Consider the following 21228-nt stretch of genomic DNA (forward strand, 5'->3'; position numbering starts at 1 on the left):
CCCGTCGGACGACTACTCGGCGTCGACGATGCGGTAGACGGTGCCGCCCTGTTGGCTCTCTATCCCCTCGCTGACGGCGGCGGCCGTCCCGAGGACGTACACCTCGCCGTCGTTGTCCTGGCCGATAGAGAGGACGTTGAGGTTTATTTCGCCGTTGTCGCTGTCGGCGAAGTTGAGTTCCCGCGTCGGCCAAGAGTCGCCCTCAGGCGTCGCGGCGATGATTCGTCCCGAGGGGGCGGTGAACGAACGGGTGTAGATGCCGAAGAGGTACTCGCCGTCGAGTTGCGGGACGGCCTCGCCGCGGTAGACGTGACCACCGATGACGGCGAAGCCGACCGCCCGGTCGCCGTCGAAGTGGGGGAATTCGACGACCGGGTCGACGAGGGGTTCGCCGCGCTCGGAGGTGTCCGGACAGTCGGCTGGAGGGACCCCCGGCTGTGTGGGGTCGTGACAACTGCTCCCCTCCTTAATCGGCCAGCCGTAGTTGCCGCCGCGCTCTGCGACGTTGATTTCCTCGAACAACTCCTGTCCGACGTCGCCGACGATGAGCGTCTCACCGTCGAAGGCCATCTTCCAGGGGTTGCGAAAGCCCCACGCGAAGTACTCGTCCCGTCCCTCGCGACCGACGAGTGGGTTCTCCGGCGGAATTCCGTAGGGTTTCTCGCCGTCTCGCTCGTCGACGTCCAACCGGAGGATACTCCCTCTGAAGTTGTCCAGCAGGTTTTGCCCGTGGGAGGGGTTGAGTCCGTCACCGAAGGCCGCATACAGGTAGCCGTCGGGTCCGAACGCCAGTGTTCCGGCCTGATGGATGGGTCGCTGCCAAGGTAAATCGAGGATGATTCGTTCGGAGTCGGGGTCGGCGGCGCCGTCGGTGGCGCTGAACTCCGAGAGGATTTCGCGGTGGTCGATTCCGTCCTCGTCGGTCGGGGCGCTGTAGCGGACGTAGAACAGGCCGTTATCCGCGAAGTCCGGGTGAAACGCCAACCCGAGGAAGCCGCGCTCGTCGGCAGCGACCCAACTCGGCAGGTCACTCCCGAGTTCGATTACGCGGTCGCGCAAATCGAGGAACGGCTCCTCGCGGAGCGAGCCGTTCTCGTGGACGTACACCACGCCGGTCTGGTCGGCGATGAACAGCCTGTCGTCGTCGGGGGCGACCGCGAGGACGTTCGGCAACACCAATCCTTCAGCGACCGTCTCGACGCCGACGGTCGGGCCCGGTTCGAAGTACGGCTCCGGCTCTGGGGTGTCGGAGGTCGGGGTTTGGTTCGAGGCCGGGGTCGATGTCGGTGTGCCCCCCGGCTCACCACCGCCGCGTTCGAACGAACAGCCGGCCAGTCCGGCCATCGTGGCGCTCGCTGCCGTCGCTGCGAGCAGTCGACGGCGGGTGAGTCCGCCGAGTCGGTCGTGTTCGGATGGTGTTTCGCTCTCCTCGTCGTGCGGGCCTGAATTGTACATCGATAGTTAGTCCTCGGCGGGTATGATTTCCCTAACCGATACCACAGAGAGGACCGGAGACGACTAAAGCCTGTCCCGCCGGAAGCGTACGTTTAACTCGCCGCCCGCGGACCATCGGGTATGCTACGCAGTTTCGACGGGATGGAACCCGACATCCACGACAGCGCCTACGTTGACCCCGCCGCGGTCGTCATCGGTGACGTGACTATCGAGGCCGAAGCGAGCGTCTGGCCGAACGTGACGTTGCGCGGCGACCACGGAAATATCACCCTCCGGGAAGGCGCAAACGTCCAGGACAACGCGGTCCTCCACGAGGGCGCGGAAATCGGGCCGTACGCGACGGTCGGCCACACCGCCATCGTCCACAACTCGACGGTCGGCGAACGCGCACTCGTCGGGATGGCTGCGACGGTTCTCGACCGCTCGACGGTCGGCGAACGGGCGATGGTCGGCGCGAACAGCCTCGTCACCGAGGACACCGACATCGAGCCGAACACGCTGTACGCCGGCACGCCAGCCGAGAAAATCAAAGAGGTCGAAGACTCGCCGTGGGCCTACGCCGGCGACCGCTACGTCGAACTCTCCCGCGAGCACATGGAAAGCGAGATTCTGGATTAATCCCGGAAGTAGCGTCGCGTTCGCCACTTCCCCTGTACGATGAACTTCAGCCGGTCCCACAGCGTCTCGTTGCGCATCGAAAACGAACTCGCCGGGTCGAACACCACGCGGTCACCCTCGGTTCGACACTGCCCACGGTACAGCCGCTGGCTGAGCTTGTCCAACCCCGAGGAATGCCAGTGACACAGCAGACACGCCGGACTGCCGTCGTCGACGGACAGCGGCACGTCGACGAGCGCCACGTCGTCTCGAATCTCGACGCCCTCGACCGTCCGGGTCGTCGGCCAGCCGTCCTCGTCGACGACGGTGAACGCCAGTCGGTCGTAGGACTCCGCCTCGCCCCTGTCGAGGTCGGTTGCGGGCCACGGCGGAAACTCGCCGACTTCGATTCCGACCGGTTCGATGCGGACCGGCTCGATTTCGACGACGATGCGGAGGGCGTACCACCCGAGCAGGAACCGGCCGATTCGTGACTCCAACACGTCAGTCGTCTTCGAGAACCCCTCCCGCTTCGGTGACGGCGGTTCGTCCTCGATGAGTTTGCGGACGTACTCGGCGTTGGCTTCGAGGTCGTCGTCGCGGACCGTCCCGCGACCGTAGAGGATGAACGGCTCCTCGGCGTCGTAGAACAGCAGCGAGAGCTTCGGGTTCTCTTGGACTGCATCGACCTTTCCAGAGAATGCTGGCGGAGAGGTGACGACGACCGACTCGGTCGTCTCGTCGTAGAACGGACTCAGCGGAAACGTCTGAGGGCGGTCGCCGTTGGCAGTCGCGACTTCCGCGGCTGCCGAATCGTGGACGGCCTGCCGGATACGCTCCTTCTCCGACGAGGTGACGGGCGTGGTAGTCGTCGATGTATCGGCCATACTGCAGGAACTGCCGTGAAGCAATTAAATCATCGCCCGAGCGTCAGTAGTCGTCGGGGTCCTTCGGGGTGTAATCGTCGCAGTCTTGGCCGTTTATCGTCGAATTCGTGCAGTCGAAGTCGCTGTCGTCAACGTAGACGTGACCGTCGACGGTGGCGTCCTCGAGTTTGACCTGCCCGGATTCGCTGACAGCATCACCCTGCAGAGTGCTCCCGTCTTGGACCTTCACGTCCTTCGTTTCGCTGACAGCGTCGCCTTCGACGGTGGTATCTGACTGCAACTCGACGACCTTCTCGGCGGTCACGTCTCCATCAACAAAGGCATCGCCGAGTTTCACGTCGGCCGTCTCCGACTCGACCGAGCCTGTCACGTTTCCGTCCTGGAGATTGAAGACCTTCTCGGCGTCGACATCGCCGTAGAATTCGGCGTTGTCGGCGTCTACGTCCTTGCCCCCGCTAACCGTCGCTCCGATGACGACGCCCCCATCCTGTACCTGGATAGTTTCTACTGTTTCGACATCGCAGTTCACCACGGTCTCGACTTTCACTGACTCCGTCCCACAGTCCGATTCGTCGTCGACCCACTCACAGCCCTTCTCGGGCCCGGGAACCGTGTCGTCGGGATTGACCTCGAACTCCTTGAGGACGTAACTGGCACCGTTGTCGCCGAACCAGACGACTTCGATGGACTCTTCGACCGGATACACCGATTCCGTCTCGCCAGCGGTGAGTTCCCGTCCCTTGAGGGTAGTCGGGTCGGCCGCACCCCGGAGTTCGACCTTCTCGCCGTCTAAAGCGTCACCTGTGCCGTGTCTGAGGGCGTACTGGGCTGGGCCGTCGTCGGTTTCCAGCGAGAGCGACACCTCGGGGGCGGGGTCCCGTTCCTCGGTGAGTCCCAAGAACAGAACCGCGGAGACGGCTACCAGCGCGACAACGATACCGACCAGTAACACGACGCCGATGACCGGCGAGAGTCCCCGCTCGTCAGTTTGCCCCCGGTTCACAGTAGCGTCGAATACGCAGTCCCGACGCTTATCGTAGTGGAGCGTTTCGGCGCTCGAAACGCGGAGCGGTCAGTCGTCGTCCGCGGCCGTCCCCTCGGGAGCGGGCACGTCAACAAGGGCGTCCGCATCGTGGGTGCCAGTCGGCGGCAGGTTCACCTCGGCGGCCGGTGAGGATTCGAGGTCGGTCTCGCCATCGATTTTCCCCATTTCGCCGTCGGCGTCGCGTGCGTCCTGGTCGATGCGCATCGAACAGAACTCGACGCCACACATCGAGCAGAACCGTGCTTCCTTGTAGTTGTCTCCGGGAAGCGTCTTGTCGTGATACGACTGTGCGCGTTCGGGGTCCAAGGCGAGGTCGAACTGCCGGCGCCAATCGAAGTCGTACCGGGCCTCCGAGAGCGCGTCGTCCCAGTCGCGGGCGCCCGGCAATCCGTTGGCCACGTCCGCTGAGTGAGCGGCGATGCGATACGCCGCGAGTCCATCGCGGACGTCTTCGGCCTCCGGAAGGCCGAGGTGTTCCTTGGGCGTAACGTAACACAACATCGCGGCGCCGTGGCGGGCGGCCTCCGTCGCACCGATGGCGCTCGTGATGTGGTCGTACCCCGGTGCGATGTCGGTGACGAGCGGCCCCAACACGTAGAACGGCGCGCCGTCGCAGACCTCCTGTTGGCGCTCGACATTGGCCTCGATTTCGTCCAACGGGACGTGTCCGGGCCCTTCGACCATCACTTGGACGCCGTGGTCCCACGCCAGCCGTGTCAGTTCGCCGAGCGTGTCGAGTTCGGCGAACTGCGCATCGTCGGAGGCGTCCGCCAGCGACCCCGGCCGGAGGCCGTCGCCGAGGCTGAACGTCACGTCGTGTTGGGCGAATATCTCACAGATGTCCTCGAAGTGCGTGAAAAGCGGGTTCTGTTCGCCGTTCTCCTCCATCCACTGGGCGAGAATCGACCCGCCGCGGGAGACGATGCCCGTCGTCCGGCCGTCGGTCAGCGGCAGGTGGTCGGCGAGGACGCCGGCGTGAATCGTCATGTAGTCGACGCCCTGTTCGGCCTGTTTCTCGATGACCGAGAGCAGCAGTTCCGGCGTCAACTCGGCCACGTCGTCTACCTTCGTGACAGCCTCGTAGATGGGAACGGTTCCGATGGGAACCGGGGAGTAGCCGACGTTCGCCGCCCGTATCTCGTCGAGGTTCGCGCCCGTCGAGAGGTCCATCACGGTGTCGGCGCCGTAGTGGACCGCAGTGTGGAGCTTCTCCAACTCCTCGTCGAGACCGCTCGTCGTCTCGCTGTTGCCGATGTTGGCGTTGACCTTCGTGGCGAATTCCCGGCCGATTACCATCGGGTCGAGACTCTCGTGGGCGCGATTGTTCGGGATGACGGCCTGTCCCTCGGCGACCTGGTGACGGACGAACTCGGCGTCTCGGTTCTCCCGCTCTGCGACCCGCTCCATCGCCGGCGTTATCTCTCCGCTCCGCGCACGCTGTAGCTGTGTCGGCATGTATAATCTAGTAATACAATCCAGTAATAAACATTCCGCCGCCGGTCAGTATTTGTCCCCAGCGGTCGGGGGGTCCGCATGGAGTACGTCGCGGCCATCGACCAGGGGACGACGGGCACCCGGAGCATGGTGTTCGACCGCGAGGGCCGGGTCCACGGCGCGGCCTACGGGACCCACGAACAGTACTACCCCGAACCCGGGTGGGTCGAACACGACCCCGAGGAGCTATGGCGAAACGCGAGACGGACGCTTCGGGAGGCGCTCTCCGGCGCCGATATCGAGGCGAGCGACCTCGTCGCCGTCGGTGTGACGAACCAACGGGAGACGACGGTGCTGTGGGACGCAGAAACCGGCGAACCGGTCCACAATGCCATCGTCTGGCAGGACCGCCGAACCACGGACCGAGTCGAACGGCTGGAAGCCGAGGGGAAAGCCGCCGAAATCCGCCGGAAGACGGGTCTGCAACCCGACGCGTACTTTTCGGCGACGAAATTGGAGTGGCTGCTCGACAACGCCGACCCCATCGCACCGGACCGCGGGGGTGGCGGCGACGTACGGGAACGCGCGGAAGCGGGCGAGTTACGGTTCGGAACCGTCGACTCGTGGCTCGTCTGGAACCTCACCGAATCCCACGTCACCGACGTGACCAACGCCTCCCGGACGCTCTTGTTCGACATCCACGACCTCGCGTGGGACGACGAGCTACTCGCGGAGTTCTCGATTCCGCGGGCCATCCTCCCGGAGGTTCGCCCCTCCAGCGACGCCGACGTGTACGGCTACACCGACGCCGAAACCCTGGGTGCCGAAGTCCCGGTCGCGGGCGCGCTGGGCGACCAGCAGGCCGCGCTGTTCGGACAGACCTGCTTCGATGCGGGCGACGCGAAGAACACCTACGGCACCGGGTCGTTTCTGCTTCTCAACACCGGTCCGGAGGCGGTCGACTCCGACCACGGCCTGTTGACCACGGTGGGGTTCCAGCGCTCCGGGGAACCACCGCAGTACGCACTCGAGGGCTCGATTTTCGCCACCGGCGCCGCCATCGAGTGGCTCTCGGCCGTCGACCTCATCGACGACGCCGCCGACACCGAGCGCCTCGCCCGCGGCGTCGACTCGACCGACGGCGTCTACTTCGTCCCCGCCTTCACCGGGTTGGGCGCACCCCACTGGGACCAGCGCGCCCGCGGGACCCTTCTCGGAGTGACCCGCGGCACCCGCAAGGAACACGTCGTCCGGGCGACGCTGGAGGCCATCGCCTTCCAGACGCGGGACGTCGTCGAGGCGATGGTCGAGGACAGCGGCCTCGAGTTACAGAGCCTCCGCGTCGACGGCGGCGCGGTCAAGAACAACTTCCTCTGTGGCCTGCAGGCGGACATCCTCGGCACCGAAATCGTCCGCCCGGAGGTCGACGAGACGACCGCCCTCGGCGCCGCCTACGCCGCCGGACTCGCCGTCGGCTACTGGGACTCGCTTTCGGAACTCCGGGAAAACTGGCGTATCGACCGCGAGTTCGAACCGGACGCCGACGCGGACGTCGCGACGCGATACGACCGGTGGGGCGAGGCCGTCGAACGGTCGCTGGACTGGGCCACGGAGTAGTCATACGACCGTTGGAGTCCGTCTCAGTCGCCCGACGCCGCCGGAACGCCGTCGGCTATCGCCGACCGCGTCGACTCCGTCAGCGTCGTCACGACCGCTTCGCCGGTCCGCTCGCGGTCGACGAAGCCGCGGTCTTCGAGCGCCGAAAGGTGATACGACACCGTCGACGGCGCACGGTCGGTCGCCTCGGCGACGGCCGTCACCGATGCCGGTTCGTTCGCGGCGACGGCGGTGAGTACCGCCCCCGTTCCGTCGGCACCGAGGACGCCAGCGAGTTCGGCGTCCACCTCCGCAGGGGCGAACCGCAACGACCCTGCGACGTCGGCGGCGTCGACTAGGCCCGCCTCCCGAAGGACGCCGACGTGATACCGAACGGTCGACTTCGTGACGCCGACGCTCGCGGCGATGCTTCCGAGGTCGGTCCCCGGCGCGGCTTCGATGGCACCGTAGACAGCCGACCGCGTCGGTTGCTCGAGGACGCCGTCGGTATCGGCGCGGCTGAGGCCGCTCGAACTCGCAGCCGGGCGCAGGCGGTCGAGTACCGGCGCGTCGACACCGTCACCCACGGAGAGCGTCGTACCGTCGGCCGCCGGTGGCGCCGTTCCCACCGCTCCCGGCGCTACCAATCCGACGAACAGCGTGGCGACCAGAACCGTCGCGAGAACCCGACGAACCATACCGGGAGTCGGCCTGCCCGATGTGTATATCTTCTGGCGAGCGCGTCGAAGGGGTTAATCGTCGAAGAAGCCCTCGACGCCGTCGAGGTCGAGGACGAACTCGGGGGTGAACGCCGCCGCTGGCGTTTCGAAGCCCGAGAGGTCGTCCTCCATCGCGCGTTCGGCGGCCGTCGTCGCGGCATCGACGGTCAGCGCGTACGTCTCGGGCGTCTTCAGCCGCGAGGTCACCGTCGTCTCGCCGTCGGTCGCCTCACCCCACACGTAACAGGCCCCCTCCTCGCGTTGACGCTCGCTCGGCCCGGTCATCGTCGCGCGAACGAGCGTCTGCAGCGACCGCTTGACAGGGGGGAACCCGAGAACCGGCGTGGCGAAGCGGCCGACCTTCATCGCAGTTCCTGCCATCGGCGGCACCGCGGTGTACACCTCGATGTTCTCGATGCCGGTCGTGTAGTAGGCGGTCGAGACGTCGCCCCACGGGATGGTGACGGCGTTGCGCGACCCTCGTCCGAAGTCGATACGTCTGCTGGCGTGGGCCGGCGGCACGTCGACAACGTCGCCGTCCCGTCGCACCTTCCCGCCCTCGTCGAGGTGTTCGATGACGGAGGCGAGCGTCCCGCGGGAGATGGTTCCCGAGGGGTCGAACCCGAGTCGGAGTTCGTTCGCTTCGGGAAGGCGGTCGTGGAGGTGGCCGGCCAGACAGTCCGTCGGCACCACGTCGAAGCCCACGCCGGGAAGCAGACAGATACCCGCCTTCTCGGCTTCCCGGTCGCGTTCGGCGATGGCCTCGAAGACGGACAACTCGCCGGTGATGTCGAGGTAGTCCGTTTCGGTCTCTAGACACGCCTCCACGAGCGGTTCGAAGGTGTCGACGAACGGGCCGGCGCAGTTGAGCAGCACGTCGACATCATCGAGATACGCCTCGGCGGTGTCGGCGCCAAAGGACCGTCCTTCACAGCCCAACCGGACCGCGAGGTGGTCGGTCTTGACCCCGTTACGACCGGCGACGACGGTGTCGATGCCGCGGTCGACGGCTTCCTCGGCGATGAGTTCCCCCGTGTAGCCGTACGCACCGTAGATGAGCAGCGTCATATCAACCGAGACGACGGGCGAACCCAAAAATCCCGACCACGCCGGAGCAGACGCCGCAGGCTACAAGCCCTCCGCCGACGCAGCGACCAACATGACACGCGACATCGTGCTGCCGGGCGGACTGGACTCGATAGACGACACCGTTGAGGTAGCGACCCACGCCGAACAGCGCGGCTACGACCGCATCTCCCTGCCGGAGGTGACCGGACGCGACGGCGTGACGCTCTTGGCGACACTGGCCGAACGCACCGACGACATCGGGCTCTCGAACGACGTGTTCTCGCCGTACGGTCGCTCACCCGCGCTGCTCGGTCAGACCGGCGTCACGCTACAGGAAGCCAGCGACGGCCGCTACCGGATGGGTCTCAGCACCTCCTCACCGGACCTCACCGAGAAGTGGCACCTCGAACCCTACGAGCGCCCCCTCCGACGGCTGCGAGAGACCATCGATATCGTCAAACAGGTCTCCCGCGGCGACCGGGTCGATTACGACGGCGAGTTCTTCGAGGGCGGCGGGCTGAAGTTGCGCGGCGTCGAACCCGCCGAAGTTCCCATCGACGTGGCGGCACTCGGCCCGAAAGCCGTCGAGTTGGCGGGCCGGTTCGGCGACGGCTGGGTGCCGCAGCTGTTCACGACCGACGCCCTCGAAGCGCGGATGGATGACCTCCGACGCGGTGCCGACCTCGGCGACCGCGACCCCGGCGACATCCGCGTGTCGGTGACCGTCCGGTCGTGTGCCCTCGACGACGGCGACCGAGCACGCGACATCGCCGCTCGACAACTCGCGTTCATGATCGGTGCCTACGGACCCTACTACCGGAAGTCGATTGCCCGGCAGGGCTTCGACGCCGAAACCGACGCGGTACACGAAAAGTGGACGGACGGCGACCGCGAGGCGGCGGTCGGCGCGGTCACCGACGAGATGGTCGAGGAGTTGGTCGCCGCCGGCACGCCCGAGGAGGTCCGAGAGATGGTCACGCGCTTCGAGGCCGTCGACGGCGTCGACGCGGTTCGAGTCGGCTTCTTCGGTGAGATGACGCCCGAACAGCGCCGGCGAACCGTCGACGTGTTGGCACCGTCGACATGATCGGCCGTTTCAGCGACCGTCGCTGTCGTCGGCCAAATCGGAAGCGAGGGTCCGTGCGCACTCCAGGTGTTCGTCCGCTTCCGAGTGGCCCGTCTCCTCGATCTTTTCGAGTAGTTCGACGACTACCGCCGCACGTTGGCGTTGTACTGCCGGTTCGCAGTCCCGTAGGTCGTCGGCGACGGCCTCTGCTTCGCCGAGAAGTCGGCTGGCGCTTCGGTCGACGGGGAGTTCCGCCGTGGCGGCGAGGTGTTCGTACAGCGCCGTGGGGTCGGTAGTGTCGCTCACAGGGACGCCTCCGCTCGTTCGATGTTCTCGGCCGTATTGACGTTGACGCGCCAGCCGTCGAGACGGACGGTTTCGACGCGACTGCCGTAGTCCAGTAGCCACTCGATGGCGTCGGCGAGTTCGAACTCGCCTCGCTCCGACGGCTCGATTGCGCGACAGGCGTCGAAAACGCGCTCGGAAAACGCGAAACACCCGGTCGTCGCGAGCCACGACGGCGGGTCGTCCGGTTTTTCGACGATACCGACCAGTTCGTCGTCTTCGAGTTCGAGTACGCCGCCGCGACGCGCTCTGTCAGGAGAAACGCGGTCGACGAGCAACGTTGCGTCCGCTTTCGTCTCACGATGCCGTCGGGCGACATCGCCGACGTTGCCGCGAAGCACGTTGTCGCCGTTCAACTGGAGAAACGGGCCATCGACCGCCGGTTCGGCCCGCAGAACCGCGTCGGCGAGGCCGTCCCGTTCCGGTTGGTCGACGTACGTTATCGGCGTTCCGCGATACCCCGAACCGTAGTGCTCCCGAATCCGGTCGCCGAGGTAGCCGACGACGACCACGAACTCATCGACGTGCGGGGCCAACGTCTCGAAACCGTGTGCGAGTAGGGGTTTTCCACCCACATCGACGAGCGCCTTGGGTCGGTCGTCGGTGTGCGGACGGAGCCGCGTGCCGCGGCCGGCGGCGGGGACGACGCCTTGCATACTGGCCGTTGGGTCCCCGCCGAAAAAAGCCCGTCTACCGTTCGGCGACGAGGAACGTCCGACCGCCCTTCCGTTCGAAGTACACGTCGTCGGCCTCGCGGGCGTACCGCTGGACCCGCGTCGCCGACAGGTCGCTGACCTCCAAGACGCCGTTGTGAGTCGCTTCGGTCGTCGTCTGGGTGTTCGTGGACATACCGATTCCTACCGGCGATAGCAATAAAGGGGCCAGCCTAGTCCGGAGTGAAAGTGAAAGTGTGGGACGGCGTCGCGATGCCGTCGTCGACACCACCGGTCGTATTAACACCTCGGACGCCGTTCATTTCGGACGATGGAAGACAAATCGGTTCTCGTCACTGGCGGGTCGGGGTTCATCGGCGGCCACATCGTCGATGCGCTGTCGGCAGACAACGACGTGGCGGTTCTCGACACCGTCGCAGGCGACCACCCCAACGGGGTGACAGCTATCCAGGGGGACATCCGCGACGAAGCGACCGTCGAGGACGCCGTCGAAGGCGTCGATGTGGTGTTCCACGAGGCCGCACTCGTCAGCGTCGCCGAATCGGTCGAACGGCCGACGGAGAGCCACGCCATCAACGCGACGGGGACGCTCAACGTCTTGGAGGCCGCCCGAAAGCACGACGCGCGGGTCGTCATCGCCTCCAGCGCCGCGGTGTACGGCGACCCCGAGGAGACCCCGGTCGACGAAGGGCAGCGGCTCGAACCGACCTCTCCGTACGGCCTCGACAAAGTCGCTTCCGACCAGTACGCCCGACTGTACGAGGACCTCTACGGCCTCGATACCGTTGCACTCCGGTACTTCAACGTCTACGGCCCGGGACAGACCGGCGGCGACTACGCCGGCGTGATTACCGTGTTCCTCCGGCAGGCCCGCAACGGCGAGCCGATTACGGTCAACGGCGACGGCACTCAAACCCGGGATTTCGTTCACGTCGACGACGTTGTTCGTGCGAACCTGCTGGCCGCCGAAACCGACGCAGTCGGCCGGGCTTACAACGTCGGCACCGGGGAGTCGGTCACGATTCGTGAACTCGCCGAACTGGTTCGCGACGCCGTCGGCAGCGACTCCGAAATCGTCCACACCGACCCGCGTCCCGGCGACATCCAACACAGCTGTGCCGACATCGAGCGTGCGCGTTCGGCACTCGACTACGAACCGACCGTGGACCTCGAAGCGGGCCTCCGTACGCTCGTCGACGAGAGCTAATCGCCAGTTCGACTCCCAATACGGACCCAATCGGTTTAGGCCAGCGCTTTTTCAGCGGGTGAAAACGCTAATCCCCAATTATACTACTAGCCGGATTACCGGAAGTATGGTCATCCTACCCAAGGTGAGACGATGAGTGCGAACGGCCAGCAAGGCGTCTCCGTCGAACAACTGTACCGTGAATTGACGGATGCCGACCCAGCCGCCGAGACCTCGGGGAGTCAATCGGGAGAGGTCGTCGATGCGGTGACCGACCAACTGTTCCCGGGGCAGTCGTTCAGGTTCGAGGAGCAGCTCATCAAGAACTCCCTCGACGAACTCCTCCTCGTGTTGGTGGCGCTGCGCGACGGGGACACCCACGGCAAAGGGCTGATGGAGGACCTCTCGCAGGTCTTCGACGCACGACTGAGTCCGGGGACCGTCTACCCGCGGCTCCACGACCTCGAAGACGACGACCTCCTCGAGATGCACGAACTGGTTCGAACCAAGGAGTACCGCCTCTCGGACGACGGCGACGCGCGCTCGCGCATCGAAACCGCGATGCGACAGCACCTCGCGCTCGGGTTCGTGTTCTACTCGGCGCTCGACGAACTGTAACTCGACTCTTTCTGTCCGTGGGTGGGCGCTTAGTCGAGCGACAGCGACGACTCTCTCACCAGAACCGACAGCGCTTCATCCGGGTCGGCGTTCGGGGCCATCCCCTCGACGTACCACACCAACAGTTCATCGAACAGCTCCCGAATGTCGTTCGTCGACACCTGCGTCGCCCGAGTACCTTCCGGTGTCCGCATCGTCACCGCCGCGGCGTAGGCGCCACTCGGTAGTGACGCTTCGTCCGTATCGTCGCTCTCGGTCGCGGCGGCCGTGTCTTCATCAGCCACGTGCGGCGAGGACTCGCCGTCGGGAGCGACTACGAACCGGTTTTCCGCCAACTCCGTTACCTCGTCGGGCGGCCCCAACTCGGTAGGGCTGAGAACGCCTTCCGGAGTCTCGTCGGGGCGGGCACTCATCGGGCTGTCGTCCGGTTCTCGCTCCGGGTCGTCGGTGTCGTTCAAGTCCTGTGACATTTATCTAGTAATTCCAGGTGTTCTGTCTGAGTTTGTACGAGTGATGATGTCGTTCGATAAAAAATCGGACCGCAATTCGTTTAAAAAGAAATCGGGTCGTGACCGTTAGACCGAGACGTAGTCTCGATCGCCGAGTGAGTCGGGGACGTTGACGCCGTAAATCGTCGTCGCACCGGACTGGTCGACGATTCGGAGCGTCGCCTCGTCACCCGCAACGATACCATCATTGCCTTCGATAGCGGCAGCATCAACCGTAATCTTGATTCTCCCGCCAGTGTTCGTCATCACGGTTTTGGATGACGCAGAGATGTTCGTCGTGCTGAAGTTCCCAGCATCGGCACTCCCGTTGTAGGTCAACGTCTCTGCAGCACCTGCACTGGTGTATTCGATTGTCGCATCTTCGAGGTCAATCGGGTCCGACCCTGCCGACTTCTTCACCGTCAGGTTAACTGTACTGACACTATCACTCGTCACTGCCCCCGTCGCACTCACGACGGAAATCTGGTTGCCGACTTCGGACTGTGCGTCCTCCCCCGTGCTCTCGGCCTGGGACTGCAAGAGCCCGGAGGTCTGTACGAGCACGCCCGCCGCGACTGCCGCCACGAGGACGAGCGCGATGAAGATTATCAGTGTCCCGATACCGACTTGACCACGGTCGTCGTCCGTTGATAGTTCCTCGAACATGGATTAGACGCTCACGTAATCTCGCTCACCGAGTGAGTCGGGGACGTTGACGCCGTAAATCGTCGTCGCACCGGACTGGTCGACGATTCGAAGCGTCGCCTCGTCACCCGCAACGATGCCGCCGGAAGAAGCGGAGCCATCTTCAAGCGATGAAGTGTTAATCGTAATCTGAACGCGTCCACCGGAGTTAGTCATCACCGTACTCGAACTAGCGGAAATGTTTGTCGTAGCGAAGTTCGTTGCGTTGGAAGTATCTCCGTATATCAGCGTCTCGGAGGCGCCAGCGCTCGTGTATTCGATTGTCGCGTCTTCGAGGTCAATCGGGTCCGACCCTGCCGACTTCTTCACCGTCAGGTTGACTTCCTCAACCGCTTCGTTAGCACTGTCGACCGAGCCCGTCGCACTCACAATCGAAATCTGGTTGCCGACTTCGGATTGCGCGTCTTCCCCAGTGCTCTCAGCCTGTGACTGCAAGAGCCCGGAGGTCTGTACGAGCACGCCCGCCGCGACTGCCGCCACGAGGACGAGCGCGATGAATATAATCAATGTCCCGATACCGACCTGACCGCGGTCGTCGTCCGTTGGTTTTGGTATCATTTGTTGTCTCCTGTGTCCCGACCCGTTGCCGGCCGTCCCGACACGGGTCGAACGGGGCACAACCCCTACTGCCTCGGAAGACCCAATATAAAAAAGAGGTCGGCAACGATTCACAGGGCGTTTCGACCCGCGTTTCGAGACTCGATACACCCGTCGTAACGCCGTCCGATAGCGAACGGCGGGTAAAGGGGGTCGATGAAGTAGTCCTTCGCGTGCCACGAACATGCGCGGGTCACCCGCGGGTGACGGGAGACGAATCATGGACATCTTCGAACAGCTGTTCGGCGGAGGGGAACAGAGTATGAGCGACGCCGAACCCGAGGAGTCGGCTATCGACACCGACCCACCCGAGCCGGACGCCGAGACCGATGACGACGACGAGCGAGCACTTCGTGACCTCGACGTCCGGGTCGGCGATTTGGAGTCGAGCCTCGAACAGACGGAGTCGTCGCTGAAGGCGATTCGGAGCCAACAGTCCGAACTCTCTGAAGATATCGAGGAGGTCAACGACACCGTCCGGCAGTTGCTCGGGGTGTACGACCAGTTGACCGCCGAATCGAACCCCTTCGAGGACGGAACCGCCGGAAGCGGGTTCGGGGTCGTCGAGTCGCCCGAGAACGATGTCGAAGATACCGAACCCATCGAGCCCACCGAGGACTCACACACCGACGACGAAGAGGTCGTGACCTTCGAGGACCTGACAGACGGCGAAACCGACGCCAACGTCGACCCCGTCGACGACGAGGAGTTCCTGTGGGACGAGGAGCAGTCGGCCGTCGACGACCTCGACCCCAAGGAACACACCGAGGGACGAATTTCCGAGGAACGGACGTCGGTCCCAGCGGAGGCCGCCGCGGAACTCACCGAAATCGAGGGCGGGTATGCCGCAGACCTGCTGGTCTTCGAGTGGCTCTCGGAACTCGTGTGTGCGTCCGGCCCCGCGAGCACGCTGAAAGCGCTTGATTACTACGAGTCCGTCGGCTGGATTTCCCCGTCGGTCCGACGTGAGCTCGAAGCGGTTCTCAGTGGGCCGTATCTTGACGCCCACGTCGACCCCGGAGAGCCCTCCGAACTCTCGGCAGGTAATCACGCCGACAGTCACGGCTACGTCAGACGACTCGGGGCGTTAGCGTCAATGGACATCTAATGGGATTCAGTGCGAGCGGCGCGACGGCGGTGATATTCATCGGGCTGTTGGTGAGCGCCGCGACGCTCGTACCGGCGGTACAGGACGCAGGCGAGGCACAGCACGAGGGACTGACGGAACGAGACGACAGGATGCTCGAACAACGCAACACCGAAATCGAGGTCGTGGACGCCGTGTACAACGACACCGAAGACAGACTCGTCGTCCGCCTCGACAATACGGGGACGACGACGCTCGACGCCGAAGAAACTGACCTCTTGGTCGACGGCGAGTACGTCGACCCGGCGTTCACCGTTGACAGCGACGACACGCGGTCGCTGTGGTCTCCCGGCACGCGACTCGTCTTCACCCACGATACGACCACGGCGCCGGACCGCGTCCACGTTGCGACTCGGCCGGGCGTCCAGGTCGCAACGAACGTGACCGTGACGGGGGTGAACTGAATGGCGAGTCTCTCCGCATCTAGTCTCATCCTGTTCATCGCGGCAATCGGCATCGCCGCTGGCGTCTCCGGCGTCATGGTCGACAGCGTCGGGGGCATCTCCGAGTCGATAACCACCCACGGCGACTCCGTCGAGGAGCAACTCGACACGGACATTACGATTATCAGCGACACCGGGAGCGACGCGATTTACGACGACACCGACGGCACGGTCACCGTCCTCGTGAAAAACACCGGCGACCGGTCGTTACCGACGGACCCCGACCTCGTGGACGTGGTGTTCGACGGCGAGTACGTCGTGCCGTCGTCGACGGCCATCACCGTCGTGAGCGACGGTGGGAAGACGTGGAAGGAGGGCGAGGTAATCGAACTCGTCATCGACCTCGACGGGAGCCTCTACGCCGGCGAACACCGGGCGACGGTCATCGTCGACGGCGACGAGGAGGTGTTGCGCTTCTACGTATGAGTCACTACTCCATCGGACTGACCGACCGCGACCGGGTGAACCACGCCATCGGCGGCGGGCTTCCCTCGGGGTCGGTGTGTCTCCTCGAAGGCCGCGACGGCGCCGGCAAGAGCGTCCTCACGCAACGAATCGCCTACGGACTCATCGAGGAGGGCACTTCGACCGCCGTCGTCTCGACGGAACTCACGGCGCGTGAGTACATCGACCAGATGAACTCGCTGTCCTACGACGTGGTCGACCATCTGCTCGCCGACCGCCTGCTGTTTTTCCACGCGAACGTCGACACCCACGTCGAGGCCGGCGGCCGCGAACGTGGCACGCGCAGACTCATCTCGCGACTGTTCTCGCCGAGTCCCATCTGGCGCGGCGACGTTCTCGTCGTCGACGGCTTCGATGCGATGTTGCGAAACGACCCGCGCTTCGACGCCGTCACCGAACGCGGCGAGGAGGACCACGCGATGCAGCGCATCGTCAGCGCGCTCCGCCAGCGGACCGCCGACGACCGGACGGTCGTGTTGACGGTCAATCCCGCGACGGTCACGGACCGTGCTCTCCAACCACTCCGGGATGTCTCGGACGTGTACCTCCAACTCGAAACGTCGACAGTCGGACAGGAAATCAGACAGAAAGCCGTCGTTCGACGGTTCGCCGGCATGAAAAACCCCGTCGACGACACCATCGGCTTCGCGGTTCAGCAGGGCCGCGGCGTCGTCATCGAATCGAGGACCATCGCATGAGCGACCACGGAACACTCCGGATGGGCGACGAACTGCAAGCGTACGCAGCGGAGTACCCACACCTCGCCGACCATCTGGAAGCGTTCAACGACCGCACCGGCGAGTATCCGCTGCTCGTCGAGGAACCGGACGACGAACACGACACCCAGCGCCCGAACATCATCTACGCCACCGAGCCACCGGTGTTCGCCCACGTCTACGGCGACACCGGCGTCGAGACGATGTATTACTGCATCGAACCGGCGCTGGACGGCGAGGCCGACGAGCGCCGCTACGAGCGGCTTCGAAGCCGAGTGTTGGACCTCTCGGTGACCCGACAGGCACCGTCGACGGACGCCGAGTTTACCGAGTTCCTCGATTCGCTCATCGAGGAGACGCTGGTCGTCGACGGCGACGCGACGGCGCTGACGGGACTCCGCGAGCAGTTCGTCGGCGACCGCATGACCGTCGACGAGGGGACGTACGACCGACTCCGCTATCGCCTCCAGCGGGACATCGCGGGACTTGGACCCCTCGATCCCGTGATGACCGACCCCGAAAACGAGGACATCCACGTCATCGGTCCCTCGAACTGCTACGTCGACCACGGCACCTTCGGCATGCTGGAGACCACCGTCGACTTCGGGACGCCGCGGGAGTTCGAGTCGTGGATTCGCAACATGGGCGAGCGGATGAACCACCCCGTCTCCGACTCCCAGCCGATCATCGACTCGACGCTGCCCAACGGCTCGCGCATCAACATCATCTACTCCGACGACGTCTCCATCAAGGGCCCCTCCCTGACCATCCGACAGGGCGAGGAGGTGCCGCTGTCCATCCTCCAGATTACGAAGTGGGGGACGCTCTCGCCGGAACTCGCGGCGTATCTGTGGCTCTGCATGGAGAACGAACAAACCGTCTTCGTCGTCGGCGAGACGGCCTCCGGGAAGACGACGACGCTGAACTCGATGTTCTCGTTCATCCCGCGTGACCACAAAATCTACACCGCCGAGGACACCGCCGAAGTAAAACCGCCACACGAGAACTGGCAGCAACTGTTGACCCGGGAAGGACAGGGCGACGGCTCCGCGGACGTGGACATGTTCGATTTGGTGGCGGCCGCACTGCGGTCCCGACCCGACTACATCTGTGTCGGGGAGGTCCGTGGTGCGGAGGCGCAGATGGCGTTTCAGGCCGCTCAGACCGGCCACCCCGTCCTCATCACGTTCCACGCCTCCGACATCGTCTCGATGATTCAGCGCTTCACCTCGAACCCCATCAACGTCCCCGAGACGTTCATGGACAACTGCGACGTGGCGCTGTTCCAGAACCGAGTCAAGCAGGGCGACGACATCCTCCGGCGGGTCACTTCGGTCCAAGAAATAGAGGGGTACTCCGACCACGAAGGCGGCGTCGTCACACGGGAAGCATTCGGTTGGGACCCACGGGACGACGAGGTGGTGTTCAAGGGCCAGAACAACTCCTACGTCCTCGAAGAGCAGATTGCGACGCTGCTGGGCTACCGCGACACGAGGAAGATTTACGACGAACTGGAGCGCCGTGCGGAGGTCCTCCGCCGACTCATCGACGCCGATATCCTCGGCTACCACGAGGTCAACGACGCCATCGAGACGTTCCAGCGCGACGGCGTCGAGGCACTGCCCATCGACATCGCTGGGCTATCCGAGGAGGCGAGACCCTGATGTGGGAGGTGAACGGCGATGGCAACCGCTGACGACGAGGCCTCCTTCGAGGTCGATTTGCGCGATGCCGTCCTCTCGGTAGCGGACTCCTACCGGTACATGGAGATGTCGCTGGAGCGGTATGCGCTGTTGGTGTTGCTTCCGGCGACGGTGCTGGCAGTTGGCCTCCCAATCGGGGCGACTGTCGCCGGCGCGCCACTCGCTATTTCGTTTCCGCTGTCGCTGCTCGGTGCGCTGTCGTTTCTCGGCGCCGTCGCCTACCCGAAGGTCGTCCAAGACCGCAAGCGCAAGCAGATTCGCGAGCGATTCCACCTGTTTCTGACACACATCACGGTGCTTTCGATGACGAACATCGACCGCGTGGAGGTGTTCCGCCGACTCTCACACGTCGAGGAGTACGGCGCCCTCGCCGAGGAGATGGGCCGTGTCGTCGCGTTGGTCGATACGTGGAATCAGAGCCTCGACGACGCCTGCCGCCGGCGTTCGAAGCAGGTCCCCTCGGAACTGCTGGAGGACTTCTTCGAACGGTTGGCCTACACCGTCGGCGCCGGACAGAACATGAGCGAGTTCCTCGTCGACGAACAGGACAGCATCATCCAGCAGTTCGTCATCCGATACGAATCGGATCTCCAGAAACTCGACGTGCTGAAGGAGTTGTACCTCTCGATGATGCTGTCGACGACGTTCGTCCTCGTCTTCGCGACGGTGCTACCGTTGCTTATCGCCGTGCCACCGACGCTTCTGGTCGGCGGCGTCATCGTCATGTTCGTCTTCGTCCAAGGGGCGTTCCTCTTCATCATCCACACCGTCGCCCCACAGGATCCGATTTGGTTCCACGCCGCCGAAGGGCGCTCGCCGATACGTCGAACGTGGCCGTATCTCGGCGTTGGCTTCCTGTTAACTGGAATCGCACTCGCCGTGGCGTTGCTCTCCTCGATTGGATACGGCCCGCTTGCTGGCGATACCGTACCGCTGGCGATTTGGATGGGTGTCTGTGTTACCCCGCTTGCGGTTCCGGGCCTTGCGATGCGTCGGGAAGAACAGCGCGTGAAGGACCGCGACCAGGGGTTTCCCTCCTTCATCCGTGCGCTCGGCAGCGTCGAGAGCGTCAAGCAGTCCTCGACTGCGTCGGTGCTCCGGACGCTCCGGAACAAGGACTTCGGCGCGCTCACGCCGAACGTCGACGCCCTCTACAAGCGGCTGAACACCCGCATCGACACCGCCCGGTCGTGGCGCCTGTTCGCCGTCGAGTCAGGGTCGTATCTCATCCAGAAGTTCGGCGACATGTACGTCGTCGGCCGACGGATGGGCGGCGACCCGAAACAGCTCGGCCAGGTCATCTCGAAGAACTTCAACGAGGTGTTGCGGGTTCGCGAACAGCGCGAACAAGCGACGACGACGTTCATCGGCGTCGTCTACGGCATCACCGCAGCAGCCATCTTCTCGGCATTCATCGGACTGGAAATCGCCGGACAGATGCTCACCATCGCGGAGGGACTGGCCGAAAGCGACAGTCAAATCGCGACGATGCTGTTCAACCCCGATCTCTACGACATCGACCTCATCGAGTTCCTGCTGTTGTTCGTCATCCTCCTGAACGCCTTGCTGTCGTCGCTGATGGTTCGGCTGATGGACCGCGGCCACCCCGTCTCCGGGTTCCTCCACTTCGTGTTGCTGACGTGGGTCGGGGCACTGGTCAGCGTTCTCACCGAGTACGTCGTCGGCGGTCTCATCGCGTAAGCCGAGAACTCACTCTTCGAAACCGTATCCTCTTTAAAGCTAATCCGACGCGTACGCCGGGTCATGAGCCCACAGAAACCGTACCTCGAAACCGTCGACCCCGACTCCGGCCGGGTGAAAGCGGTCATCGAGTGGATGGAGTACCTCGGGACCACCTTCGGCACCTCGGGTGCGCTCAACGCCTTAGAGTACTACGAACGACTCGGATGGATAACGCCGCATGCTCGCGAGGGCCTGCTGGAGTACCTCCGAGGCCTCGGAATGGACGAACTCCACAACAAGAAGTACGACGAGCCCGGCACTCTCGAGGGGCCGCTGTCGTCGCTGTCCGGGACGCCGTTCGGCGCTCACGCTCGGTCGCTGGAGTACGTCGCTGCCATCGCTGGCGACGACCTCGAAGCCGAACTCCTGTTGGCGTCGATGGCCGAACAGCGCGCGAAACCCGACGGCCAGTCGGGGTGGCAACCCAGTTCGGCACACACCGATGCGGTGGCCGACGGCGGCAACACCGAACGGCGCGTCCCGTTCGACGACTCCATGTTCGACGGCGAAAAATAGCGTCTGAAATGCCGA

Annotated in this window: 24 protein-coding genes; 12 read left to right on the plus strand and 12 right to left on the minus strand. The window is 64.4% G+C overall.

Annotated elements, in window-relative coordinates; genetic code table 11:
* Positions 1 to 12: 12 nt before the first annotated feature.
* Entirely contained in the window at positions 13 to 1455 is a 1443-nt protein-coding gene (locus tag HWX69_RS11825; RefSeq protein ID WP_246286503.1) for a PQQ-dependent sugar dehydrogenase, read from the minus strand.
* A 120-nt stretch (positions 1456 to 1575) separates the two neighbouring features.
* Between HWX69_RS11825 and HWX69_RS11830 the strand changes: the two genes are divergently transcribed.
* Complete coding sequence (locus HWX69_RS11830; protein WP_178917304.1) at positions 1576 to 2073, plus strand: gamma carbonic anhydrase family protein; 498 nt, start codon at positions 1576 to 1578, stop codon at positions 2071 to 2073.
* On the opposite strand, the gene HWX69_RS11835 is transcribed toward HWX69_RS11830, so the two are convergent.
* The 3 genes from HWX69_RS11835 to thiC all read right to left on the minus strand — a co-directional run bounded on the left by HWX69_RS11835 (position 2070) and on the right by thiC (position 5439).
* Positions 2070 to 2939, minus strand: coding sequence for a pyridoxamine 5'-phosphate oxidase family protein (locus tag HWX69_RS11835; RefSeq protein ID WP_178917305.1), 870 nt, complete (start codon positions 2937 to 2939; stop codon positions 2070 to 2072). The two genes, HWX69_RS11830 and HWX69_RS11835, sit on opposite strands and share 4 nt — an antisense overlap.
* A 43-nt stretch (positions 2940 to 2982) precedes the next feature.
* On the minus strand, positions 2983 to 3942 hold the full coding sequence (locus HWX69_RS11840; protein WP_178917306.1) for a type IV pilin domain-containing protein: 960 nt from the start codon (positions 3940 to 3942) through the stop codon (positions 2983 to 2985).
* 69 nt (positions 3943 to 4011) lie between these two features.
* Positions 4012 to 5439 (minus strand): phosphomethylpyrimidine synthase ThiC, encoded by a 1428-nt coding sequence (thiC, locus tag HWX69_RS11845; protein WP_178917307.1) that lies wholly within the window; start codon positions 5437 to 5439, stop codon positions 4012 to 4014.
* A gap of 78 nt (positions 5440 to 5517) precedes the next feature.
* On the opposite strand from thiC, the gene glpK reads away from it, so the two are divergent.
* Positions 5518 to 7035, plus strand: a complete 1518-nt coding sequence (glpK, locus tag HWX69_RS11850) for a glycerol kinase GlpK (RefSeq protein ID WP_178917308.1) — start codon at positions 5518 to 5520, stop codon at positions 7033 to 7035.
* 23 nt (positions 7036 to 7058) lie between these two features.
* Here the strand turns inward: glpK and HWX69_RS11855 are convergent, their stop codons facing one another.
* Complete coding sequence (locus tag HWX69_RS11855; RefSeq protein WP_178917309.1) at positions 7059 to 7712, minus strand: winged helix-turn-helix transcriptional regulator; 654 nt, start codon at positions 7710 to 7712, stop codon at positions 7059 to 7061.
* 54 nt (positions 7713 to 7766) lie between these two features.
* Positions 7767 to 8801, minus strand: coding sequence for a saccharopine dehydrogenase family protein (locus tag HWX69_RS11860; protein ID WP_178917310.1), 1035 nt, complete (start codon positions 8799 to 8801; stop codon positions 7767 to 7769).
* On the opposite strand from HWX69_RS11860, the gene HWX69_RS11865 reads away from it, so the two are divergent.
* Positions 8788 to 9888, plus strand: coding sequence for a TIGR04024 family LLM class F420-dependent oxidoreductase (locus tag HWX69_RS11865; protein ID WP_246286505.1), 1101 nt, complete (start codon positions 8788 to 8790; stop codon positions 9886 to 9888). The two genes, HWX69_RS11860 and HWX69_RS11865, sit on opposite strands and share 14 nt — an antisense overlap.
* Positions 9889 to 9897: 9 nt before the next feature.
* Here HWX69_RS11865 and HWX69_RS11870 read toward each other — a convergent pair whose 3' ends face one another.
* Genes HWX69_RS11870 through HWX69_RS11880 form a run of 3 tightly spaced genes read right to left on the minus strand, consistent with a single transcriptional unit; the run spans position 9898 to position 11061 of the window.
* Positions 9898 to 10173: a hypothetical protein gene (locus HWX69_RS11870; RefSeq protein ID WP_178917311.1), complete on the minus strand. Its 276-nt coding sequence runs from the start codon at positions 10171 to 10173 to the stop codon at positions 9898 to 9900.
* Positions 10170 to 10868 carry a sugar phosphate nucleotidyltransferase gene (locus tag HWX69_RS11875; RefSeq protein ID WP_178917312.1) on the minus strand — a complete coding sequence of 233 codons (699 nt, stop codon included), beginning with the start codon at positions 10866 to 10868 and terminating at the stop codon, positions 10170 to 10172. Before HWX69_RS11875 ends, HWX69_RS11870 begins: the two co-directional genes overlap by 4 nt.
* A gap of 34 nt (positions 10869 to 10902) precedes the next feature.
* Entirely contained in the window at positions 10903 to 11061 is a 159-nt protein-coding gene (locus HWX69_RS11880) for a hypothetical protein (protein WP_178917313.1), read from the minus strand.
* Positions 11062 to 11196: 135 nt separating this feature from the next.
* On the opposite strand from HWX69_RS11880, the gene HWX69_RS11885 reads away from it, so the two are divergent.
* Both HWX69_RS11885 and HWX69_RS11890 read left to right on the plus strand, forming a co-directional pair.
* Positions 11197 to 12093: an NAD-dependent epimerase/dehydratase family protein gene (locus HWX69_RS11885; protein WP_178917314.1), complete on the plus strand. Its 897-nt coding sequence runs from the start codon at positions 11197 to 11199 to the stop codon at positions 12091 to 12093.
* A gap of 132 nt (positions 12094 to 12225) precedes the next feature.
* Positions 12226 to 12690 (plus strand): helix-turn-helix transcriptional regulator, encoded by a 465-nt coding sequence (locus HWX69_RS11890; protein WP_178917315.1) that lies wholly within the window; start codon positions 12226 to 12228, stop codon positions 12688 to 12690.
* Between the two features lie 29 nt (positions 12691 to 12719).
* Here HWX69_RS11890 and HWX69_RS11895 read toward each other — a convergent pair whose 3' ends face one another.
* The 3 genes from HWX69_RS11895 to HWX69_RS11905 form a co-directional block, all read right to left on the minus strand.
* Positions 12720 to 13160, minus strand: coding sequence for a DUF7500 family protein (locus HWX69_RS11895; RefSeq protein WP_178917316.1), 441 nt, complete (start codon positions 13158 to 13160; stop codon positions 12720 to 12722).
* Positions 13161 to 13265: 105 nt separating this feature from the next.
* The gene (locus tag HWX69_RS11900) at positions 13266 to 13844 is read right to left on the minus strand and encodes an archaellin/type IV pilin N-terminal domain-containing protein (RefSeq protein WP_178917317.1); all 579 of its coding nucleotides are present in this window, start codon (positions 13842 to 13844) and stop codon (positions 13266 to 13268) included.
* A gap of 3 nt (positions 13845 to 13847) precedes the next feature.
* Positions 13848 to 14441, minus strand: a complete 594-nt coding sequence (locus HWX69_RS11905) for an archaellin/type IV pilin N-terminal domain-containing protein (RefSeq protein WP_178917318.1) — start codon at positions 14439 to 14441, stop codon at positions 13848 to 13850.
* 223 nt (positions 14442 to 14664) lie between these two features.
* On the opposite strand from HWX69_RS11905, the gene HWX69_RS11910 reads away from it, so the two are divergent.
* The 7 genes from HWX69_RS11910 (at position 14665) to HWX69_RS11940 (ending at position 21213) form a co-directional block, all read left to right on the plus strand.
* On the plus strand, positions 14665 to 15588 hold the full coding sequence (locus HWX69_RS11910; protein WP_178917319.1) for a FlaD/FlaE family flagellar protein: 924 nt from the start codon (positions 14665 to 14667) through the stop codon (positions 15586 to 15588).
* On the plus strand, positions 15588 to 16031 hold the full coding sequence (arlF, locus tag HWX69_RS11915) for an archaellum stator protein ArlF (RefSeq protein ID WP_178917320.1): 444 nt from the start codon (positions 15588 to 15590) through the stop codon (positions 16029 to 16031). The genes HWX69_RS11910 and arlF overlap by 1 nt, the downstream gene beginning before the upstream one ends.
* Positions 16032 to 16496, plus strand: coding sequence for an archaellum stator protein ArlG (gene arlG, locus HWX69_RS11920; RefSeq protein WP_178917321.1), 465 nt, complete (start codon positions 16032 to 16034; stop codon positions 16494 to 16496).
* Positions 16493 to 17233 carry an archaellum protein ArlH gene (gene arlH, locus HWX69_RS11925; RefSeq protein WP_178917322.1) on the plus strand — a complete coding sequence of 247 codons (741 nt, stop codon included), beginning with the start codon at positions 16493 to 16495 and terminating at the stop codon, positions 17231 to 17233. The genes arlG and arlH overlap by 4 nt, the downstream gene beginning before the upstream one ends.
* Positions 17230 to 18915 (plus strand): type II/IV secretion system ATPase subunit, encoded by a 1686-nt coding sequence (locus HWX69_RS11930; RefSeq protein ID WP_178917323.1) that lies wholly within the window; start codon positions 17230 to 17232, stop codon positions 18913 to 18915. Before arlH ends, HWX69_RS11930 begins: the two co-directional genes overlap by 4 nt.
* 18 nt (positions 18916 to 18933) lie before the next feature.
* Positions 18934 to 20655 carry an archaellar assembly protein FlaJ gene (gene flaJ, locus HWX69_RS11935; RefSeq protein WP_178917324.1) on the plus strand — a complete coding sequence of 574 codons (1722 nt, stop codon included), beginning with the start codon at positions 18934 to 18936 and terminating at the stop codon, positions 20653 to 20655.
* Positions 20656 to 20718: 63 nt separating this feature from the next.
* Complete coding sequence (locus HWX69_RS11940; protein ID WP_178917325.1) at positions 20719 to 21213, plus strand: FlaD/FlaE family flagellar protein; 495 nt, start codon at positions 20719 to 20721, stop codon at positions 21211 to 21213.
* Positions 21214 to 21228: the final 15 nt, after the last annotated feature.

Source organism: Natronomonas gomsonensis, from assembly GCF_013391635.1.
GTDB lineage: Archaea > Halobacteriota > Halobacteria > Halobacteriales > Haloarculaceae > Natronomonas > Natronomonas gomsonensis_A.

Bases quoted from the DNA above. Each gene is read 5' to 3' on its own strand.
- HWX69_RS11825 (WP_246286503.1), bottom strand. From the start codon at position 1,455: ATGTACAATTCAGGCCCGCACGACGAGGAGAGCGAAACACCATCCGAA.
- arlG (WP_178917321.1), top strand. From the start codon at position 16,032: ATGGCGAGTCTCTCCGCATCTAGTCTCATCCTGTTCATCGCGGCAATC.
- HWX69_RS11890 (WP_178917315.1), top strand. From the start codon at position 12,226: ATGAGTGCGAACGGCCAGCAAGGCGTCTCCGTCGAACAACTGTACCGT.
- HWX69_RS11830 (WP_178917304.1), top strand. From the start codon at position 1,576: ATGCTACGCAGTTTCGACGGGATGGAACCCGACATCCACGACAGCGCC.
- thiC (WP_178917307.1), bottom strand. From the start codon at position 5,439: ATGCCGACACAGCTACAGCGTGCGCGGAGCGGAGAGATAACGCCGGCG.
- HWX69_RS11880 (WP_178917313.1), bottom strand. From the start codon at position 11,061: ATGTCCACGAACACCCAGACGACGACCGAAGCGACTCACAACGGCGTC.
- HWX69_RS11860 (WP_178917310.1), bottom strand. From the start codon at position 8,801: ATGACGCTGCTCATCTACGGTGCGTACGGCTACACGGGGGAACTCATC.
- HWX69_RS11930 (WP_178917323.1), top strand. From the start codon at position 17,230: ATGAGCGACCACGGAACACTCCGGATGGGCGACGAACTGCAAGCGTAC.
- HWX69_RS11895 (WP_178917316.1), bottom strand. From the start codon at position 13,160: ATGTCACAGGACTTGAACGACACCGACGACCCGGAGCGAGAACCGGAC.
- HWX69_RS11900 (WP_178917317.1), bottom strand. From the start codon at position 13,844: ATGTTCGAGGAACTATCAACGGACGACGACCGTGGTCAAGTCGGTATC.
- HWX69_RS11865 (WP_246286505.1), top strand. From the start codon at position 8,788: ATGAGCAGCGTCATATCAACCGAGACGACGGGCGAACCCAAAAATCCC.
- HWX69_RS11875 (WP_178917312.1), bottom strand. From the start codon at position 10,868: ATGCAAGGCGTCGTCCCCGCCGCCGGCCGCGGCACGCGGCTCCGTCCG.
- arlF (WP_178917320.1), top strand. From the start codon at position 15,588: ATGGGATTCAGTGCGAGCGGCGCGACGGCGGTGATATTCATCGGGCTG.
- HWX69_RS11940 (WP_178917325.1), top strand. From the start codon at position 20,719: ATGAGCCCACAGAAACCGTACCTCGAAACCGTCGACCCCGACTCCGGC.
- HWX69_RS11835 (WP_178917305.1), bottom strand. From the start codon at position 2,939: ATGGCCGATACATCGACGACTACCACGCCCGTCACCTCGTCGGAGAAG.
- arlH (WP_178917322.1), top strand. From the start codon at position 16,493: ATGAGTCACTACTCCATCGGACTGACCGACCGCGACCGGGTGAACCAC.
- glpK (WP_178917308.1), top strand. From the start codon at position 5,518: ATGGAGTACGTCGCGGCCATCGACCAGGGGACGACGGGCACCCGGAGC.
- HWX69_RS11905 (WP_178917318.1), bottom strand. From the start codon at position 14,441: ATGATACCAAAACCAACGGACGACGACCGCGGTCAGGTCGGTATCGGG.
- flaJ (WP_178917324.1), top strand. From the start codon at position 18,934: ATGGCAACCGCTGACGACGAGGCCTCCTTCGAGGTCGATTTGCGCGAT.
- HWX69_RS11910 (WP_178917319.1), top strand. From the start codon at position 14,665: ATGCGCGGGTCACCCGCGGGTGACGGGAGACGAATCATGGACATCTTC.
- HWX69_RS11855 (WP_178917309.1), bottom strand. From the start codon at position 7,712: ATGGTTCGTCGGGTTCTCGCGACGGTTCTGGTCGCCACGCTGTTCGTC.
- HWX69_RS11885 (WP_178917314.1), top strand. From the start codon at position 11,197: ATGGAAGACAAATCGGTTCTCGTCACTGGCGGGTCGGGGTTCATCGGC.